This window comes from Crenobacter oryzisoli (genome assembly GCF_030385785.1).
Taxonomy (GTDB): domain Bacteria; phylum Pseudomonadota; class Gammaproteobacteria; order Burkholderiales; family Chromobacteriaceae; genus Crenobacter_A; species Crenobacter_A oryzisoli.
The window spans coordinates 1-19,581 of record NZ_JAUEDK010000048.1; the positions used below are offsets into that span (position 1 = coordinate 1).

Annotated in this window: 15 protein-coding genes and 1 tRNA gene; 7 read left to right on the forward strand and 9 right to left on the reverse strand. The window is 60.1% G+C overall.

The features are described 5' to 3' along the window. The 6 genes from QU481_RS19085 to QU481_RS19110 all read right to left on the reverse strand — a co-directional run. Positions 1-583, reverse strand: a 583-nt coding sequence (locus QU481_RS19085; protein ID WP_289831586.1) for a transposase domain-containing protein, incomplete at its 3' end; no start/stop codon positions are given. Positions 584-730: 147 nt separating this feature from the next. Further along, positions 731-1,819: a 3-phosphoserine/phosphohydroxythreonine transaminase gene (gene serC, locus QU481_RS19090; RefSeq protein WP_289831587.1), complete on the reverse strand. Its 1,089-nt coding sequence runs from the start codon at positions 1,817-1,819 to the stop codon at positions 731-733. A 75-nt stretch (positions 1,820-1,894) separates the two neighbouring features. Next, positions 1,895-2,344 (reverse strand): PaaI family thioesterase, encoded by a 450-nt coding sequence (locus QU481_RS19095; RefSeq protein WP_289831588.1) that lies wholly within the window; start codon positions 2,342-2,344, stop codon positions 1,895-1,897. Then, positions 2,344-2,817 (reverse strand): PaaI family thioesterase, encoded by a 474-nt coding sequence (locus tag QU481_RS19100; RefSeq protein ID WP_346432456.1) that lies wholly within the window; start codon positions 2,815-2,817, stop codon positions 2,344-2,346. The genes QU481_RS19095 and QU481_RS19100 overlap by 1 nt, the downstream gene beginning before the upstream one ends. After that, on the reverse strand, positions 2,814-5,414 hold the full coding sequence (gene gyrA, locus QU481_RS19105) for a DNA gyrase subunit A (RefSeq protein ID WP_289831589.1): 2,601 nt from the start codon (positions 5,412-5,414) through the stop codon (positions 2,814-2,816). Before gyrA ends, QU481_RS19100 begins: the two co-directional genes overlap by 4 nt. 246 nt (positions 5,415-5,660) lie before the next feature. Beyond that, complete coding sequence (locus QU481_RS19110) at positions 5,661-6,449, reverse strand: basic amino acid ABC transporter substrate-binding protein (RefSeq protein WP_289831590.1); 789 nt, start codon at positions 6,447-6,449, stop codon at positions 5,661-5,663. A 144-nt stretch (positions 6,450-6,593) separates the two neighbouring features. Here QU481_RS19110 and QU481_RS19115 point away from each other — a divergent pair, with 144 nt between their 5' ends. Next, positions 6,594-7,109 (forward strand): hypothetical protein, encoded by a 516-nt coding sequence (locus QU481_RS19115; RefSeq protein ID WP_289831591.1) that lies wholly within the window; start codon positions 6,594-6,596, stop codon positions 7,107-7,109. A gap of 239 nt (positions 7,110-7,348) precedes the next feature. Beyond that, entirely contained in the window at positions 7,349-8,509 is a 1,161-nt protein-coding gene (locus QU481_RS19120; protein ID WP_289831592.1) for an MFS transporter, read from the forward strand. 1,135 nt (positions 8,510-9,644) lie between these two features. On the opposite strand, the gene QU481_RS19125 is transcribed toward QU481_RS19120, so the two are convergent. Next, positions 9,645-9,947 carry a hypothetical protein gene (locus QU481_RS19125; protein ID WP_289831593.1) on the reverse strand — a complete coding sequence of 101 codons (303 nt, stop codon included), beginning with the start codon at positions 9,945-9,947 and terminating at the stop codon, positions 9,645-9,647. Between the two features lie 90 nt (positions 9,948-10,037). Between QU481_RS19125 and QU481_RS19130 the strand changes: the two genes are divergently transcribed. Further along, positions 10,038-10,295 (forward strand): hypothetical protein, encoded by a 258-nt coding sequence (locus tag QU481_RS19130; protein WP_289831594.1) that lies wholly within the window; start codon positions 10,038-10,040, stop codon positions 10,293-10,295. A gap of 38 nt (positions 10,296-10,333) precedes the next feature. Here the strand turns inward: QU481_RS19130 and QU481_RS19135 are convergent, their stop codons facing one another. After that, positions 10,334-11,026: a metallophosphoesterase gene (locus tag QU481_RS19135; RefSeq protein WP_289831595.1), complete on the reverse strand. Its 693-nt coding sequence runs from the start codon at positions 11,024-11,026 to the stop codon at positions 10,334-10,336. A 268-nt stretch (positions 11,027-11,294) separates the two neighbouring features. Between QU481_RS19135 and QU481_RS19140 the strand changes: the two genes are divergently transcribed. Continuing rightward, a tRNA-Thr gene (locus QU481_RS19140) sits at positions 11,295-11,370 on the forward strand. Between the two features lie 99 nt (positions 11,371-11,469). On the opposite strand, the gene QU481_RS19145 is transcribed toward QU481_RS19140, so the two are convergent. Then, positions 11,470-11,913: a MarR family winged helix-turn-helix transcriptional regulator gene (locus tag QU481_RS19145; protein WP_289831596.1), complete on the reverse strand. Its 444-nt coding sequence runs from the start codon at positions 11,911-11,913 to the stop codon at positions 11,470-11,472. Between the two features lie 137 nt (positions 11,914-12,050). Here QU481_RS19145 and QU481_RS19150 point away from each other — a divergent pair, with 137 nt between their 5' ends. Genes QU481_RS19150 through QU481_RS19160 form a run of 3 tightly spaced genes read left to right on the forward strand, consistent with a single transcriptional unit; the run spans position 12,051 to position 19,578 of the window. Beyond that, on the forward strand, positions 12,051-13,361 hold the full coding sequence (locus QU481_RS19150) for an MdtA/MuxA family multidrug efflux RND transporter periplasmic adaptor subunit (protein WP_289831597.1): 1,311 nt from the start codon (positions 12,051-12,053) through the stop codon (positions 13,359-13,361). Then, the gene (locus QU481_RS19155) at positions 13,358-16,456 is read left to right on the forward strand and encodes an MdtB/MuxB family multidrug efflux RND transporter permease subunit (protein WP_289831598.1); all 3,099 of its coding nucleotides are present in this window, start codon (positions 13,358-13,360) and stop codon (positions 16,454-16,456) included. Before QU481_RS19150 ends, QU481_RS19155 begins: the two co-directional genes overlap by 4 nt. After that, positions 16,453-19,578: a multidrug efflux RND transporter permease subunit gene (locus QU481_RS19160; RefSeq protein WP_289831599.1), complete on the forward strand. Its 3,126-nt coding sequence runs from the start codon at positions 16,453-16,455 to the stop codon at positions 19,576-19,578. Before QU481_RS19155 ends, QU481_RS19160 begins: the two co-directional genes overlap by 4 nt. Positions 19,579-19,581 lie beyond the last annotated feature (3 nt).

The following is a 19,581-nucleotide window of genomic DNA, read 5'->3' on the forward strand; positions in this document are numbered from 1 at the left end:
GGATCGCCTGGAGCAGGTCACGGGCATAGCGCATTTCATTCTTGGCGTATTCGCCAAAGACAGCCTCTCGCACCAGATGCGTCGCCAGCGAAGTCAACGTCAGCAGCCGCAACTGCGGATAGCTGGCGGCTACGCCGGAGGCATAAGCCTGTGCACCGAAGTGCTGACGATTCTCTGGGGTATCCGAGGTACGCAGCGTACTGCCATCAATCGCGTAGCGGGCCAATCCGCGCCAGCTTCTTCCCTGCTGATGCCGCTCATCCCAAACCAGCGCGCTGAGCCCGAAGAGTTGGGCCAACGGTTCCTCGCCGAGGCGCTGCCGCGCCTGGGTCAAGGCGCTCTTGGCAATCTCTGGATTGACCTCGTCAGGCAGCACCAGATCGAGATGAGCGACGACCTCCGGGATGGACTGATGCCGGTACATCGCCAACGCAATGACCAGCCAGACGGCCTGTTCGGCCGGCAATCTACGCCGCCGCACGCTGGCTTTGCCGGTCACTGCAAGCGCGTGGGCGATCCATGCCGGGTCAATTTGCTGAGAAAGTGCAGAGAAATCAGGGTGTTTATGAGCCTTGCTTACCATCTGGACCAACGTGAGGGAGTCAACCTGGCCGGAATATGAGCAAGATTCGCACCATGAAAAATGCCGTTCACTTGCTTAAGTGAACGGCATTACGCCAATAAGGCGGGGTTTTTGCAGTTGGGGAAATGCGGCGAATGCCGGTTCCGCTTAGCTGTGCTGGCGCGCGAATTCCTGCATAAAGTGCACCAGCGCCTTCACGCCCTCTATCGGCATCGCGTTGTAGATCGAAGCGCGCATGCCACCGAGCGCGCGGTGGCCTTTCAGCTGCACTAGGCCGTTCTTCTTCGCCTCGGACAGGAAGGTCTCCTCGAGGGATTCGTCCTTCAGTCGGAACACGATGTTCATCTTGGAGCGGAACTCCGGATCGACCGGGCAGGTGTAGAAGCCGTTGCTCGAATCGATCGCGTGGTACAGCAGGCCGGCTTTTTCGGCATTGCGGGCGGCCATCGCGTTGACACCGCCCTGCTCTTTCAACCACTTGAACACCAGGCCGGCGATGTAGATCGGGTAAGTGCCCGGGGTGTTGTACATCGAGTCGGCGTCGGCGTGCACCTGATAGTTGAGCATCGTCGGCGTGTCCGGCTGAGCGAGGCCTAGAAGATCCTCGCGCACGATCACCACGGTCAGACCGGAAGGACCGATGTTCTTCTGTGCGCCAGCGTAGATCAGGCCGAACTGGGTCACATCGATTTCGCGCGACAGGAAGTCGCTCGACATGTCACAGACCAGCGGCACGCCCGGCAGGCTGCTTGGGGTGAACGGGAACTGCAGTCCGCCGATGGTCTCGTTCGAGGTGTAGTGCAGGTAGGCGGCATTCGGGTCGCGCTGCCAGGTATCCTCGGCCGGCACGTAGAGATAGTGGCGGTCCTCGCTGCTGGCGACGACGTTCACCGCGCTGTAGCGGCGCGCTTCCTTGATCGCCAGTTTCGACCAGTGACCGGTGTCGACGATGTCGACGCTCTTCTTGTCGCCCAAGAGGTTGAGCGGCAGCATCGCGAACTGCAGGCTGGCACCGCCCTGCAGGAACAGCACCTTGTAGTTATTCGGAATGTGCAGCAGCGAACGCAGATCCTGCTCGGCCTCGTGCACGATCTGCATGAATTCCTTGCCGCGATGGCTCATCTCCATCACCGACATGCCGGAGCCGTGCCAATCAAGCAGCTCACTCTGCGCCTCGGCCAACACAGCGTGCGGCAATACGGCGGGACCTGCGGAAAAGTTGTAAACCTTGGCCATGTCCATCCCTTTGTCTCTTTGTTCTTGCAAATCCTTCTGGGCCAGACGCCTGACCGGCGCTGCCCCACCGGCGACTCAGGCCGCCGGACTACTCAACAGGAAGTGGGCGCGCGCCACCGCAATCGGTTTGGCGCGATCTTCCTGCCAAGCTTCAATCAGTACGTGTGCGACACGCTTGCCCTGCTTGGTAATCTCGCAGCGGGCGAACAACGGTTTGGCCTTGCCCGAGCGCAGATAATCCAGAGAGAAGTCGACGATCTTCGGTGCCTCCTGTGACTCGCGGTTCCACATCAGGTGGATCAACGCGGCATTTTCCAAGAAGCCACCGATAAGGCCACCATGCAACGCTGGCAGTACAGTATTGCCGACATTACGCTCGTAAAACGGCAGCCAAAACACCAGGTCACCCTGCTCGTCTTCACTGAACTCCACGCCCATTAGCTGTGCGTAGGGAATAGCCGCGATCAATTCGCCGTATTTCTTTTCCTCGCGCAGCCGGCAGAAACGCTCCATAAACTCGCTCATTACTGCCCCCCCTGTTGAATCATCGGTAAGGGGCTCGACTCGCGCATGAACGTCGCCACGCCATGTGCAATTGGATCGTCCGGGCTGTCATGGAAGCACACTGCGCGGGTGAATGCGACCTGACTTGCCAGCCGGTAGCATTCGGCACGACAGAAGATCGTTTTACCTGGTGTGGCGGCCTTCAGATAGTCAATGCGCAGATCGAGAGTGGCGATCGTTTCGAACTCTGGCAGACAAGCGGTGACCGAGATCGCGCTGGTAGTGTCTACCAGCGAGGTGATCACCCCGCCGTGGATTACCCCTGTGCTCGGATTGCCAACTAGGTCCTCCCGCCAATCCACCTTCAACGTCGGCAGGCGTCCTTCGCTGCCAACGTATTCAAAGCCGAGTGTCACGCAATGCGGCAGGCCGACGAACACGCCGCGCAGCGTTTCATACACGGCCGGATTAGCCGGAGGCAGGTTCAGGTTCATGCCTGCTCGCCCGCCATAGGCACGTCGCCGCCCTCTCCCTCGCCCGGCTCTTCGTCGGACTCGGTCTCGGCGACCTTCTCCAAGCCGATCAGCTTCTCGCCTTCGTCGAGGTTGATCAGGCGCACGCCCTGTGCAGCGCGACCGGTCTCGCGCACCTCCGACACCTTGGTGCGGATCAATACGCCACCGGTGGTGATCAGCATCACGTCGTCAGTTTCCTCGACCAGCGTAGCCGCCACCAGGCAGCCGTTGCGCTCACCGGTATCAATCGCGATCACCCCCTGGGTGCCACGGCTGGTCAGGCGGTAGTCGCCGGCCGGGGTGCGCTTGCCGTAGCCGTTCTCGGTAGCGGTCAGCACCTGCTGCGCTTCGTCGTTGGTGACGAGCAGCGAGATCACCTGCTGGCCTTCGCCCAACATCATGCCACGCACACCGGCCGCGGTACGGCCCATGGCGCGCACATCGGTCTCGACGAAGCGCACCGACTTGCCCGCGTCGGAGAACAGCATCACCTGGTCCAGTCCCGATGTCAGCGCCACACCGATCAGCTTGTCGTCCTCGTCTAGATTGATCGCGATGATGCCGGCAGTACGTGGCCGCGAGAAGTCGGTCAGCGGGGTCTTCTTCACCGTGCCGTTGCCGGTGCACATGAAGATGTACTGATCTTCGCGGAACTCCTTCACCGGCAGCACCGCGTTGATCTTCTCGCCGTCCTGCAGTGGCAGCACATTGACGATCGGCTTGCCGCGGCTGGTACGGCCGCCCTGCGGCAGATCGTACACCTTGATCCAGTAGCAGCGGCCGCGCGACGAGAAGCACAGCAGGTAGTTGTGGGTGTTCGCCACGAACAGCGTCTCGACGAAGTCATCGTCTTTGGTGGCAGCGGCGAGCTTGCCGCGGCCGCCACGGCGCTGCGACTGGTAGTCGCCGACCGGCTGCGCCTTGATGTAGCCACCGTGCGACATGGTCACTACCATGTCCTGCGGGGTAATCAGGTCTTCGATATTGATGTCGCCGCCGAACGGCTCGATCTCCGAACGGCGCGCATCGCCGAACTGCGTCTTGATGGCGTTCAGTTCGTCGGCAATGATCTGGTTGACCCGTTCCGGGCGGTCGAGGATATCGATCAGGTCGAGGATCACGTCCATGATCTCGCGATACTCGCCGACGATCTTGTCCTGCTCCAGGCCGGTCAGGCGCTGCAGGCGCAGGTCCAGGATGGCCTGGGCCTGGGTGTCGGACAGGCGATAGCCGTTGGCCTTCAGGCCGAACGCCTCGGACAGCCCTTCCGGACGGGCCTTGGCTGGGTCGACACGTGACAGCATCTCTTCGACTAGGCTGGAGCGCCATTCGCGACTCATCAGGCCGACCTTTGCCTCGGCCGGATTGGCCGAAGCCTTGATCAGCGCGATGATCTCGTCGACGTTGGACAGCGCCACCGCCAGGCCTTCGAGCACGTGGCCGCGTTCGCGTGCCTTGCGCAGTTCGAACAGGGTGCGACGCGTCACCACTTCGCGGCGGTGGCGCAGGAATTCTTCCAGTATCTGCTTGATGTTCAGCAGGCGCGGCTGGCCGTCGACCAGCGCCACCATGTTGATGCCGAAGCTGTCCTGCAGCTGGGTCAGCTTGAACAGGTGGTTGAGCACCACTTCCGGCATCTCACCGCGCTTGAGTTCGATCACCACGCGCATGCCGGACTTGTCCGACTCGTCGCGCAGGTCGGAGATGCCTTCGATCTGCTTGTCGCGTACCAGCTCGCCAATTCGCTCCAAGAGGCGAGACTTGTTCACCTGGTACGGAATCTCGTCGACGATGATCGCTTCGCGGTCACCCTTGCCGATCGGCTCGGTATGGGTGCGGGCTCGCATGATCACGCGGCCGCGACCGGTGCGGTAGCCTTCCTTCACCCCGGAGGTGCCGTAGATGATGCCCGCAGTCGGGAAGTCCGGCGCCGGGATGATGTCGATCAGCTCGTCGATGGTCAGGTCGCTATTGGCCAGCAGGGCCAGACAGGCATCGACCACTTCGTTCAGGTTGTGCGGCGGGATATTGGTCGCCATGCCCACGGCGATGCCCGACGAGCCGTTGATCAGCAGGTTCGGGATCTTGGCCGGCAGGATCAGCGGCTCGTGCTCGGAGCCGTCGTAGTTCGGCCCGAAGTCGACGGTTTCCTTGTCGATGTCGGCCAACAGTTCGTGGGCGATCCGCGCCATGCGGATCTCGGTGTAACGCATCGCAGCGGCATTGTCGCCGTCGATCGAGCCGAAGTTGCCCTGGCCGTCGATCAGCGGGTAACGCAGCGAGAAATCCTGGGCCAGACGCACGATAGTGTCGTATACCGCGGTGTCGCCGTGCGGGTGATACTTACCGATCACGTCGCCAACGATACGGGCCGATTTTTTGTAGGCGCGGTTCCAGTCGTTGGACAGTTCGTGCATCGCGAACAGTACCCGACGGTGGACCGGTTTGAGGCCATCGCGCACATCCGGAAGCGCCCGTCCGACGATCACGCTCATCGCGTAATCGAGGTAAGAGCGGCGCATTTCCTCTTCCAGACTAATCGGAATCGTTTCTTTGGCGAAAAACTGATCTGTCATGAGTTGTCTTGGCTGCTTTCAATGGCAAATACTATAGATTCTACCACGACAGCCCCCTCTAGCGTTGGGCGATGAGGGTGGTGTGCCTGTGCCATCTGGTGCTCGCTGTTTGCATAAAATGCACGAGGCCGGCATCGTCCGGCTCAGCCTGCAATTGTGATATGTCGTGATTGGGGGTGTGGAGCCATCCCACCACGCGGCACGGAATGGCCGATGCGTTTGGCTGACGAAGGTGCATGGACTTGGCTAACGGTTGCCAAAATACTTTCTATAGATCGTATCGTAGGTTCCATCTGACTGAATGGTCTTGATGCCTTTGTTGATCTTGTCGAGTAGTTCCCTATTACCCTTCTTTACTACAAAACCGTAACGCTCCGGGACAAGGCTTTCCCGGTCATCAACGATGGTCAACATGGAAGGATGGGTCTTCTCATAGTTCTGTATGACGCCGTTGTCGCCGACCGCCGCGTCGATTCCGCAGCTATCGAGCGACCTAAGTGCCAGCGGCATGCTATCGAAGCGCTTGATGTGAGAGTTGTGCTTGCCCAGCAGCTTTTGCATGGCTTTCTCGCCAGTGGTACCGACCTGCACCGCTACTGTCTTGCCTTTCAGATCGTGGAAGGTTCGGATTCGGGACGAATGCTGGCGGATAACGATCAGCTGGCGAGCTACAAAATACGGCTCGGAGAAGTCCATGCTATGCTTGCGCTCGTCGGTGATGGTGACCGAAGAGGCGATGATGTCTCGGTCTCCCTGCTCCAGAGTGGAGAAAATACCTTCCCACGGGGTGTTGACGTATCTGACCTTGAAGCCCCCCTTATCAGCCACCGCATTGAGGATGTCGACGGTAAAACCGACCACCTCGTCCTTGTTGTTCTGAAACTCGAACGGCACATAAGCGGCATCGGTACCGACCACATATTCCTTCACGCCGCTGGCTGCAGCAGGTTCTTCGTGCTTTTTGCCGCAACCAGAGAGCACCACGATAGCCAGCAATAATCCAACAAGCAGGCTACGGCTGAACGATCTCACCATGCCAGAACTCTCCTTGCCTCTCGGTAAATCGCTTGTTTTTCTATCGTGAGCGGGACCCTACAGGTAATATATTCAGCGGATACGTCACTTGCAATGGATCCATGCGTCCATGGTTTTTGTTCTACTTAGAGTCGATTTTTATTTATGTATTTCAAACTCTTAACAGCGATGGCGCTCGGCTTTGCGCTGGTACTGCCAGCGCATGCCGACCCGGAAGATGCACCTCTGCCGGGTGACTTTCAGCCAAGTCGTCCGGTCAAGCAGCCACGTGCTGTTGCGCCCGCCCCTCAACACGTTGCGCCAAGCCAGGCCCCGATCGAGGCGGCTACTCCAACCCATAGCCGCCACTCAGCAGTGAAATCATCGACCCGCTCGAGCAAGCACGCTAAGACCGCATCGCGCCACCACAAACCGGCAGCCAAGGGCCGTCACCCGGCCAAGGCGGGCCATCATGCCGCCAAGACGGGAAAGTCCAAGCATCAGGCGAAGAAGCCAGCTGCGCATAAGGCACACGCCAAAACCAACACCAACACTCGTCCAAGCAAGCATAAGGCCGCCAAGCCTGTTGCGAAAAAGGCCACGCATCAAGCGAAGAAGCCAACCGGCAAGCGCCTTCATGGCGCGCCGGTAAAGCACGTCAAAAAGCATAAGAAACACTGACCCCTGGGGTCGGCCGGCTGCCCCCCCCATCACGGCGCCCATGCAAGCCCCAAAGGCTGCATTGGCGCCGTTTTTCATGGGCACAAAATAAGACTTGGCTTAATCTAGCTTTATGACTATGTCGTTGAACTGGACGTTCAAACCCTGTGCAACTTGGCACACTTAAAAAGGAGACGCCGCCCCACTCAGGAAATGCCATATTGGCGTGACGAGTGCAGTCGGTCGGACAAGCTGGAGCAATGGACAAACGAATCTACCTGTTGGCATTCGTCAACTTCGTGCTGGGCTGCGTTGAAGTTGTTCCGACCGGCATTCTCTGCCCTATCTCCCGCGACTTGGGCGTCTCGGTCAGCGCCGCCGGACAGATGCTCGGCATCTTTTCTCTGGTGTTCGCGGTATCGGCACCAGTATTGCAGGTGGTTACCGCTCGATTTGAGCGTAAGGCCGTGTTTCTCTGTGCCTTGGTGGTTTTTGCTGCATCCTGCCTCTGGTCAGCGCTGGCGCCTGACTACTCGTCAAGCATGGTAGCTCGCGGCATCCAGGCAGCCAGCAGCGGGGTGATGTCAGCGATAGGGTTTTCGCTGGCCGCACAGCTGTCCGACCCAGCATATCGCGGCCGAGCCATTGCGGTTTGCGCGATGGGGGTCAGCTGCGCTGTGGTGGTGGGCATTCCGCTTGGCATCATGATGACCAACAGCTTTGGCTGGCGTGCCAACTATTTGCTGGTGATGGGGCTAGCAGCGTTCTGTGCGCTCGGCGTAATAGCCTGGCTGCCCCAGCAGCCAGGCCATGTTACGGTGCCGTTGCGCATGCAGCTACACACCTTAAGCGACATCAAGTTGTTGAGCGCTCACGCTGTCACCGTGCTGCTGATGTGGGGGCACTTTACGATATACGCCTTCCTCGCACCGTTTCTTGAACGGGTTGCCGGCATCGGGCCACACTTGACGAGCGTGGTCTATCTGCTGTTCGGCACTGCCGGAATGTTAGGAGGTTGGCTTGGGGGCTATAGCAGCGATCGGTGGGGAGGCGGGCGCAGCGCGCTGATTGGCGGTTGTCTGCTGGCCCTGTCGTTGCTGATTCTGCCGTTTGCTGCCGGTTCGCTCTGGTTGTTGCTTCCAGTGGTGGCCGTGTGGGGCATGACGTCATGGGGGGTAACCCCTTCGATGCAACATTACATTACCATTAATTCACCGGAGACCGCCGGGATCCAGTTGGGCCTTAACCTGTCTGCAATACATCTCGGCCTTGCGATAGGGGCGGCCGTCGGCGGCGTAGCGATGGGCAGGTTGCCGGTCAGTTACAACGCTTGGATCGGGGCTGCCGTGGTGGTTTTGGCCGTGCTGGCCATTTACTATTCGATTCGCCAGCCGAAAAAGACCCGGCTTGTGCTCGCCTGAGCATGTCAATGTACGGGCCGCCCCCGCTGGCTGAACTGAAAGCCTTGGGGAGGCCGCCGATTAGCCATGGCCATGCCGACCGGGGGCTGAGTTCTTTTCCGCCCGCAACCCGAACTGCGGCAAGGTGAGCGCACACCATGCTTCTCGCACTTTGGTTTTGCTGACTCTCTCCTCTCGAGGCAGCAGTGTCATTGCCAAAAAGAAGTCACGCTAATCCACATTATCTTGCGCCCCTCATCGATATCCCATCATGACCGCTACTTGGGCACAAAACAGAAAGCCACCCTAATGCACCAGCCACTCTGCGGCTGGCATCCTTCCTGATGCAGCACAGGAGAGAGCTCCGCCGCAGTGCCATTCACTGCCAGCGATCGAACGACAACGCAATGCGTCGGCAGAGGTCGGCTCCGAAGACTGGCCGGTAAACAAGGTTCATAAAAGACTTTGAACAGACTCTTATGACGGCAATATCAGTTGTTCATATTTTTTGAACTTTTCAGACGAATTCTTCCAGTATAGTAACTCAGGAAATCATTTACAATGCGACTTTACCAGCAATTGCCAAAGCCGATCTGACCCTTGTCGGTAGCGCCTGCGTTGCCTGGCCGTCGATTTGTCTTGATCGGAGATACCCCCCCAAGAGTCGTAACGACGTCACCGATCATTCGTGGCAAACGGACACCCTGCATGGTGTCCGTTTTTTTTGTTCGGAACCCTGTGGTTCGCAGCTAGCTCGGCGGATCCAGTCCTGTACAGAGCTACTCTGGAACATTTGGCTGTTCTAGCTGTCTTCTGAAAGTAGCTCGGGCGCCTCATTCCTGCATCTGCACATCGCGGCAGAAAGGAAGCTCGAAGGGGCGGCGGTGGCAATGTTCAGTTTGTCTGAATGCAAATGCAAAATTTTCCAATGTAGTAACACATGGTACTACTTATACTACAAACAGATTTATCACGAACAACAAGCGCAAATGGTCAATTTAATAAAAAATGCCATGAGTTATGCACTTTTAAAAATATTGTTGTCCACGCGTCAGATGAACGCCTTCGTATTGCTTCGTCAGAAACGATGACATATGTTGATTTTCCGGCCATTGCCGGAGGGGGCCTAAGTAACAATGCCAACTAGTCTCACTGGCTACTCTTGAGGAGTTTCATGATGACAAAGCATGTCCTTCTTGCCCTTCTCGTCGCTCTTGGTTCGACGGCCGCCCTTGCCGAAAAAGGCGACGCCAATGGTCTCATCCAGCATGAACAGCGGGAAGCGATGAGAGCGGCTCAGGCTGCAAAAGCTGCACAGGGCCAAACGACCACACCGCAGCAAGGTCAGCAGCAGGCTCCGCAACAGTAATTCCGTCACCCCGCCCGGACCGGATGGTTCGAATCGGCTGCATGGCTGGTTCGAGACACCGGTCCGAATCTTTTCGGCCACCCTTACCATCAGCCTTCCTTTGCGCCACTATGCTTCCTGGCCATACCCCGCTTCGTGGGCTGGTCAAACGAGTGGCCCAGCAAAAATGAGGAGACGGTCGTGTTTGAACTGATAGATGCAAAACCGGATGGGCACAGGGACATCATGGTACATGCCCGGCTCAATGGCATGCCGGTACACTTCCATATCACCTCTGATGCCGTCGATGACTTCCTGCGCACCGAGCAGGCTGGAGTTGAAAGTTCGGCCTCGGCCTTGATCCGCAATTGGGAGCGTTTTGCTTCCCGTGTCGAAGGGTTTGTCGTCCGACACGGCGAGCATGACTTCCTGCTTACTAGCGAGATGCTCAACCCCTAGCCTAATTATGCCGTTGCATGAACCGGACAAGCCGCTAGTCAGGCGCCCACCGAGATTGTTTCGAGGTCCCACAATCGGATGGCCGTCAATGCATTACCGTAAACCGCCCCAGTATCAATGTCGATGACATTGCCGAGCGCTTCGGGCATGGCGCGCGGGGTATGCCCGACGATCAGCGCCCGAAGGTCGGGTATACCGCGCTCATTGCCACGCATGATTCGGTCTCGGCTCCACTGCGCCATCATCTGCAGTTGGATTGCAGTGTCTTCATCTTCCAGTGTGCGAGCAAACTGCCCCCAAGTCGGTAGCGGACAATCAGCGTGGACGATGCCAATAGGGCCCAACAAGGTCGCCACCTCGATCGCCAGCGGCAGGTCGGCGAAAGCCTTGCGATAGGCATCCTGTGCGAGCTTGGGTGCACGCAGAAACCAGCTCCCGCCAATGCTCTGGTAGTACGCCTTCGAGTCGTTGTCAGTCAGGTCAGTATCGAGCGCTATTTGCTCATGATTGCCGCGCACGCTGTAAAGCCAAGGTAGGGCCAGCAGATTCAGCACCCCTGCAGAATCCGGCCCACGGTCCACCAAGTCGCCCACGCTGAACAGCCGATCGGCGGCCTCATCGAAGTTGATCTCACGCAATAGCGCCTTCAAGAGACCAAAACAGCCGTGCAGATCGCCAACTACCCAGTCGTTGCCCTGAGTGTTTTCCTCGAATCGCTTGAGCGTAATCACATTCTGCTTCTCCAGCCTTGAGGCCACTGTGCCTACACTAAACCGTACCGGAAACAGGCCATGTTCCTTACTTCTAACTTTAACTTTGATTGGCGAAACAGTATGAGGCTGCCAAGAGAGATCATCGGCACATGATCATCAAGCCAGGAGACAGGGCCGCAAAATGGCAGGTTCTAGGGGGCGTGAGCTGCGCGAAGAAGGGGGCAGAATCATTTTATATAGAACAAGGCTTGTCGAAAGCGTCGTGTTTATGGATAATGCGCCTTCCGCCGGTGTAGCTCAGTTGGTAGAGCAGCTGACTTGTAATCAGAAGGTCGAGGGTTCGACTCCTTTCACCGGCACCAGAATTAAAGGGTTATGCATATGATGCATAACCCTTTTTTCATTTCTCCGAACTTTATTTTCCGTTAGGCGACTGACCCCTTGCGGGTCAACCGGGCTCGTCAGCTCCCGTCGGGACGCCGAAACAGCGGGCGCAGCACCTCCAGCGCCTGATGAATCTGCTCAAGCTGCTCGCTGCTGCATGTGGTCAGAGCCTCGCTGATCCTGATCAGCGTTTCGTCACGGGCGTGTCTTACGATGGTGGCCCCCTGTTCGCTCAGTTCCAGGGAGATGCGACGCCGATCGTCGGGAGGGACGGTAACCTTGATCAGCCCCTGTTTGACGATGCGGTCAACCATGGTTGACGTTGTGGCGGTGGTAACGCCTAGATGCTTGGCAATGTCGCCGAGCGAACAGCCTGGATGACGACGTAGAAACAATAAGCAGCGTAGCTGTGGCACGGTAACCCGGGCATCGGCATTTTGGCGCATATGACTGCGAATGGCATGCATCAGCTCGGGAATCGTTTCGAGCAACTGTTGCGCACAAAGATCGGGACTGGTCACGGGTTTCGTTTCTTTACAAAGTTTACAAAGCTAACAAAGTTTAACAACGATATAGTTAGGCCTGCTAAGTAACTAGTCTAATATAGCAAACAACCGGAATTCTCCGCAGCGAAACCGTTCTTGCGAGCTCTCTTCTGATGGCCACCCCACCCCCTCCTCAACACGAACCGACATCTACATCTTCCCTGTCTAAGTCCGATAGTGGACGAAAAAAGCTGCTTGCGGTGCTGGTCATTGCGGCCATTGCCGGATTAGGGTGGCATTTTATGCACCAGAGCCCCGCCGACGGTGCTGGCTATCAAAGCGGCCGCCACGGAATGGGCAAGACGGGGGCACCTCAACCGGTGACGGCCAAGCCGGCGGTCAAGACCGACATGACGGTGTATCTGAACGCACTCGGCACGGTGACCGCCAACTATACGGCCACAGTACGTAGTTTGGTCAACGGTCAGCTCGAGAAGGTTTACTTCCACGAAGGGCAGCAGGTCAAGGCGGGCGATCTGTTGGCCCAGGTAGATCCGCGGCCGTTCCAGGTGCTGTTGACCCAGGCCGAGGGCCAGTTGGCCAAGGATCAGGCGCTGCTGAAGAACGCCCAGATCGACCTGCTGCGTTACAAGGCACTGTTGGCTCAGAACTCGATCGCCGAGCAGCAGGTCGCGACGCAGGAGGCGCTGGTGCGCCAGTATCAGGGCTCGGTCAAGGCCGATCAGGGACAGGTGGACAGCGCCAAGCTACAGCTAACCTACAGCCGCATCACTGCGCCGATCAGCGGTCGCGTCGGCCTGCGTCAGGTCGACCCGGGCAACAATGTGTCCACCGGTGATACCAACGGCATCGTGGTGATCACGCAGGAGCAGCCGATGAATGTGGTCTACCCGGTGCCTGAGGCCAGCCTAGGCGCGATCATCAAGGCGCGCCGGACCGGTGGCCCTCTGCCGGTGGAGGCCTGGGACCGTGAGAACACCGTGAAGCTCGCCGATGGCAAGCTGCTGACCACCGACAACCTGATCGATACCACCACCGGCACGCTTAAGCTGAAGGCGCAGTTCCAGAACACCGAGAACGCGCTGTTCCCCAATCAGTTCGTCAACATCAGGATGAAGCTGGAAACCCAGCAAGGCGTGACGGCGATTCCGACCGCGGCGCTGCAGCGCGGCAAGCAAGGCAACTTCGTCTATCTGGTAAAGCCAGACCAGACCGTAACGCTGCGTAAAGTTACGACCGGCCCAACCGAAGGTGATCAGGTGGCAGTAACCGATGGCCTGCAGCCGGGCGACCTCGTCGTCGTCGATGGTGTCGACCAGCTGCGCGAAGGCACCAAAATCGTGCAGGTCAAGCCGGGGGGCAGTGGCGGCAAGCACAAGGGACCGCATGGCAAGGGCGCCAGCGACAATGCGGCAAGTGGCCCGGCCGGTGAAGCAAGCAAGCACCACAAGGGTCAGGCATGAACCCGTCCCGCCCGTTTATCCTGAGGCCGGTCGCGACCACGCTGCTAATGGTGGCGCTGCTGCTGGCCGGCCTGGTTGGCTACCGGGCGCTGTCGATTTCGGCGCTGCCTGAGGTCGATTACCCTACCATCCAGGTGGTGACGCTCTACCCGGGGGCCAGCCCCGATGTAACCACCTCGTCGATCACCGCCCCGCTCGAACGCCAGTTCGGTCAGATGCCTGGCCTGAAACAGATGGCGTCAAAAAGCTCTGGTGGCGCGTCGGTGATCACGTTGCAGTTCAACCTGGATCTAAGCCTCGACATTGCCGAGCAGGAGGTGCAGGCCGCCATCAACGCCGCGTCAAACTTGCTGCCGAGCGACCTACCGAACCCGCCGATCTACAGCAAGGTCAACCCGGCCGATCCGCCGGTACTGACGCTGGCGGTGACCTCCAAGACGCTGCCAATGACTCAGGTGCAGGACCTGGTCGACACCCGCCTTGCGCAGAAGATTTCGCAAGTGTCGGGCGTGGGCCTGGTCAGCCTGTCAGGCGGGCAGCGCCCGGCGGTGCGTGTCAACTTCAACCCGCAGGCACTGGCCGCCTACGGGTTGGATAGCGAGACGGTGCGCACCGCGATCGGGGCGGCCAATGTGAACACTCCGAAGGGCAGCTTCGACGGCCCTGCCCGCTCGTCGACCCTGTCGGCCAACGACCAGCTGCAATCCCCGTCGGACTACAGCCATCTGATCGTCGCGTACAAGAATGGCGCGGCGGTGCGTCTGAGCGACATCGCCACCGTGGTCGAGGATGCCGAGAACAATCGGCTGGCAGCCTGGGCCGACAAGGAGCCGGCGATCATCGTCAACGTACAGCGCCAGCCTGGCGCCAATGTGATCCAGACCGTCGATCACATTCGTACGCTGCTGCCAGCGTTGCAGCAGTCGTTGCCAGGAGCGATCGAGGTCAAGGTACTGACCGACCGCACTACCACGATCCGCTCGTCGGTCGCCGACGTGCAGTTCGAGCTGGTGCTGGCGGTGGCGCTGGTGGTGATGGTGATTTTCCTGTTCCTGCGCAATGTGTCAGCGACGATCATCCCGAGCGTGGCGGTGCCGCTGTCGCTGGTCGGCACCTTCGGCGTGATGTACCTGGCTGGTTTCTCGATCAACAACCTGACCCTGATGGCGCTAACCATCGCCACCGGTTTCGTGGTGGACGATGCGATCGTGGTGATCGAGAACATCTCGCGCTACATCGAACAGGGAGACACGCCGCTGCAGGCGGCGCTGAAGGGGGCTGGCGAGATCGGCTTCACCATCATCTCGCTGACCATTTCGCTGGTGGCGGTACTGATTCCGCTGTTGTTCATGGGCGATGTGGTCGGCCGACTGTTCCGCGAGTTCGCAATCACGCTGGCGGTGTCGATCCTGATTTCCGGGGTGATCTCGCTGACGCTGACGCCGATGATGTGCGCCAAGCTGCTGCACCACACCCCGCACGATCAGCAAAGCCGGTTCAGCCAGGCGAGCGAGGACTTTTTCAACAATGTGATCGGTCGCTACGGCAAGATGTTGCGCTGGGTGCTCGACCACCAAAAGATGACGCTGCTCGTGGCGTTGAGCACGCTGGTATTGACCGTCGCAATGGTCTACTTCATCCCGAAGGGCTTCTTCCCGCAGCAGGATAACGGTGTACTGCAAGGCATCACCGAGGCGCCGCAGTCGATCTCGTTCTCGGCGATGGCCGACCGACAGCAGCTGCTGGCCGCCGAGCTGCTGAAGGACCCCGACGTCGAGAGCCTGTCGTCATTCATCGGCGTCGACGGCGTCACCACCACGCTCAACAGCGGCCGCATGCAGATCAATCTGAAGCCGCTGGAGGAACGCAGCGAACGCGCGCCGGCGATCATCCAGCGCCTGCAGCAGCGGGCCGCCAACGTGCCGGGCATCTCGATCTATCTGCAGCCGGTGCAGGACCTGACCATCGAGGACAGCATCAGCCGTACGCAGTACCAGTTCACCCTGCAGGCGGGGAGTCTAGACGAGTTGAGCACCTGGGTGCCGAAGCTGGTGCACCAGCTGCAGAAGGAGCCGGCGCTGGCCGACGTGGCGAGCGACCTGCAGGACCGCGGCCTCGTCAGCTACATCAACATCGACCGCGACACCGCCAGCCGGCTCGGCATCACCATGGCGTCGATCGATCAGGCGCTGTACGACGCGTTCGGCCAACGTCTGGTCTCGACGATCTTCACCCAGTCCAACCAGTACCGTGTGGTGCTCGGCGTGGATGCGCGGCATGCCACCGGGCCGCACGCGCTTGACGGCATCTATCTGACGTCGGCATCGGGCACAATGGTGCCGCTGAACACCATCGCCAAGGTCGAGGAGCGCAACGGCGCGCTGGTGATCAACCACCTGGCGCAGTTCCCTTCGGTGACCGTGTCGTTCAACTTGGCACCCGGCGCCTCGCTCGGTGATGCGGTGGAGGCGATCCGTACGGCCGAGGGCCAGATCGGCATGCCGGCCGACATCATCACCAGCTTCCAGGGCGCGGCACTCGCGTTCCAGGCGGCTCTGGGCAATGAGATCTGGCTGATCCTGGCCGCGATCGTCTCGATGTATATCGTGCTGGGTGTGCTGTACGAGAGCTATATCCACCCGATCACGATCCTGTCGACGCTGCCGACCGCCGGCGTCGGCGCGCTGTTGGCGCTGATGTTGTCCGGCCAGGACCTGTCGGTGATCGCCATCATCGGCATCATCCTTCTGATCGGTATCGTGAAGAAGAACGCGATCATGATGATCGACTTTGCGCTGGCGGCCGAGCGCGAGCGCGGCCTACCGCCTCGCGAGGCGATCTACGAGGCCTGCCTGCTGCGCTTTAGACCGATCCTGATGACCACGATGGCCGCCCTGCTCGGCGCCGTGCCGCTGATGCTGAGCTTCGGCGTGGGTGCCGAGCTGCGTCGACCGCTCGGTATCGCAATGGTCGGCGGCCTGATCGTCAGCCAGGTGCTGACGCTGTTCACCACGCCGGTGATCTACCTGATGTTCGACCGGCTGGCGCAGCGCTTCTACCGCCCTGCCCTGGACACCGAGGACGGCGCGGCATGAGCGGAATCTCCTCGGCCTTCATCAAGCGGCCGGTCGCCACCTGGTTGTTGACGCTGGCGATCGTGCTGGCCGGTGCGGTTAGCTTTCGCCTGCTACCGGTGTCGCCGCTGCCGCAGGTCGACTATCCGACCATCTCGGTGTCGGCATCGTTGCCTGGCGCCAGCCCCGAGACGATGGCATCGACGGTGGCGACGCCACTGGAGCGCGCGCTCGGGCGCATCGCCGGCATCAACGAGATGACCTCGAGCAGCTCGCTCGGCTCGACCCGGATCACGCTGCAGTTCGACCTTAACCGCGACATCAACGGTGCGGCGCGCGACGTGCAGGCGGCGATCAACGCCGCGCGCAACCTGCTACCGACCGGCCTGCCGAGCAACCCGACCTATCGCAAGGTCAACCCGGCTGACGCGCCGATCATGATCGTGGCGCTGACTTCGGACACGATGCCGCAGCCCAAGCTGTACGACGTGGCATCGACGGTGCTGGCGCAACGCATCCTGCAGATCGACGGGGTCGGCGACGTGTCGGTCGGTGGCAGCTCGCTGCCGGCGGTGCGGGTCGAGTTGAATCCGGATGCGCTGTCGCATCAGGGGGTGGAACTCGACCAGGTCGGCGCCGCGCTGGCGGCGGCCAACCAACGTCGGCCGAAAGGAGCATTCGAGTCGGGCGACAAGCGCTGGCAGATCGAGACCAATGACGAGGCGAAGACGGCGGCCGATTACCTGCCGCTGATTATCAACTACAACACCAAGACCGGGGCTGCGGTGCGCCTCTCCGACGTCGCTGCTGTCAGCGACTCGTTGCAGGACGTGCGCAACGCCGGCTTTGCCGGCGGCCGGCAGTCGGTGCTGCTGGTGATCACCCGGGCACCGGGCGCCAACATCATCGAGACGGTCGACCGGGTCAAGGCGATGCTGCCGCAGCTGCAGACAATGATTCCAGCCTCGGTCAATGTGAACGTGATTCTCGACCGCTCGCCGACGATCCGCGCCTCGCTCAACGAAGTGGAGCGCTCGCTGATGATGGCGGTCGGCCTGGTGATCCTGGTCGTCTACCTGTTCTTGAAGAACGGCCGCGCCACGCTGGTACCGGCGGTGGCGGTGCCGGTATCGCTGGTCGGCTCGTTCGCCGCGATGTATCTGTGCGGCTTTAGCCTCAACAACCTGTCGCTGATGGCGCTAACGATCGCCACCGGCTTCGTTGTCGATGACGCGATCGTGGTGCTGGAAAACATCTCGCGCCATATCGAGGAAGGCGTGCCACCGATGCGCGCAGCAATATTGGGCGCGCGTGAGGTGGGGTTCACCGTGCTGTCGATGAGTCTGTCGCTAGTGGCGGTGTTCATCCCATTCCTGTTCATGGGCGACATCGTCGGCCGGCTGTTCAGGGAATTTGCCGTGACGCTGACGGTGGCGATCATCATTTCGCTGGTGATCTCGCTGACGACCACGCCGATGATGTGCGCCCGGCTGCTCAGGCGGGGCATGGAGCATGAGGAAGGCAACTGGCTGGTGCGCCGTTTTGGCCAGCTGCTGGAGCGGGTACAGCATGGTTACGCGCGCACGCTGACCTGGGCGCTGGAGCACGCTCGCCTGATGATCGCACTGCTCGGCATCGCGGTGGTGCTGAACGTATATCTGTACGTGGCGATTCCGAAAGGCTTCTTCCCCGAGCAGGATACCGGGCGGATTTCCGGCTTCATTCAGGCCGACCAGAGCATCTCCTTCCAGGCGATGCGCCAGAAACTGATCGACTTCATGAACATCGTGCGCGCCGATCCGGCGGTAGAGTCGGTGGCCGGCTTCACGGGCGGGTCGAGCATCAACAGCGGCCGGATGTTCGTGGCGCTCAAGCCGCTAAGCGAGCGCAGTGAAAACGCGCAGCAGGTGATCGCCCGCCTGCGCAAGAAGCTTGCCCATGAACCGGGCGCAAAACTGGTGCTCAACCCGGTGCAGGACATCCGCATCGGCGGCCGCCAGAGCAACGCCACCTACCAGTACACGCTGCAGTCGGACGACCTGAAAGCACTGCGCACCTGGGAACCGCGTATCCTCGAGGCGCTGAAGAACGAGCCGACGCTGACCGACGTCAACACCGACCAGCAGGACAACGGTTTGGAGACAGCACTGATCTACGACCGCGATACCATCGCCCGGCTCGGCTTGACCGTCAGCCAGGTCAACAAGGTGCTCAACGCGGCGTTCGGCCAGAGCCAAGTGTCGACGATCTATCAGCCGCTCAACCAGTACAAGGTGGTGGTCGAGGTAGCGCCGGAATATACGCAAAGTCCGGAAACGCTGAAGAAGCTGTTCCTGATGGGGCCGGGCGGCAAGCCCATCCCCCTGTCGGCGTTCGCGCACTGGGCGCCGAGCAATGCGGCGCTCGCGGTCAACCACCAGGGCCAGTTTGCCGCGGCGACGATCTCGTTCAATATGCCGCAGGGGCTGTCGCTGTCGGATGCGTCGGCGACGATCAACCGGGTGATGGTGCAGCTGGGCGTGCCGTCGAGCATCCACGGCAACTTCGCAGGCACCGCGCAGGCCTTCCAAGAAAACCTGCGCAATCAGCTGATCCTGATCCTGGCTGCGCTGATCGCGGTCTACCTAGTGCTGGGCGTGCTATACGAGAGCTATGTACACCCGTTGACCATCCTGTCGACGCTGCCGTCGGCGGGTTTGGGTGCCCTGCTTGCACTGATGCTGTTCGGCAGCGAATTCAGCCTGATTGCATTGATCGGCATCCTGCTGTTGATCGGTATCGTGAAGAAGAACGCGATCATGATGATCGACTTCGCACTCGAGGCAGAGCGCCGCGACAACCTGTCCCCGCGCGAAGCGATCTTCCGAGCCTGTCAGCTGCGCTTCCGTCCGATCATGATGACGACGATGGCCGCCATGCTCGGCGCAGTGCCACTGGCCCTCGGCAGCGGGGACGGCGCTGAATTGCGCCGGCCGCTAGGCATCACCATCGTCGGCGGCCTGCTGATGAGCCAGCTGCTTACCCTCTATACCACCCCGGTTGTCTATCTGTATTTGGACCGGTTCCGCCTGTGGTGCCTCCGCCTGTGGCGCCGCAGTCACCCCGGCAACGACCTGCCGGCGGCGTTGGAAAACAAGGATTGATCA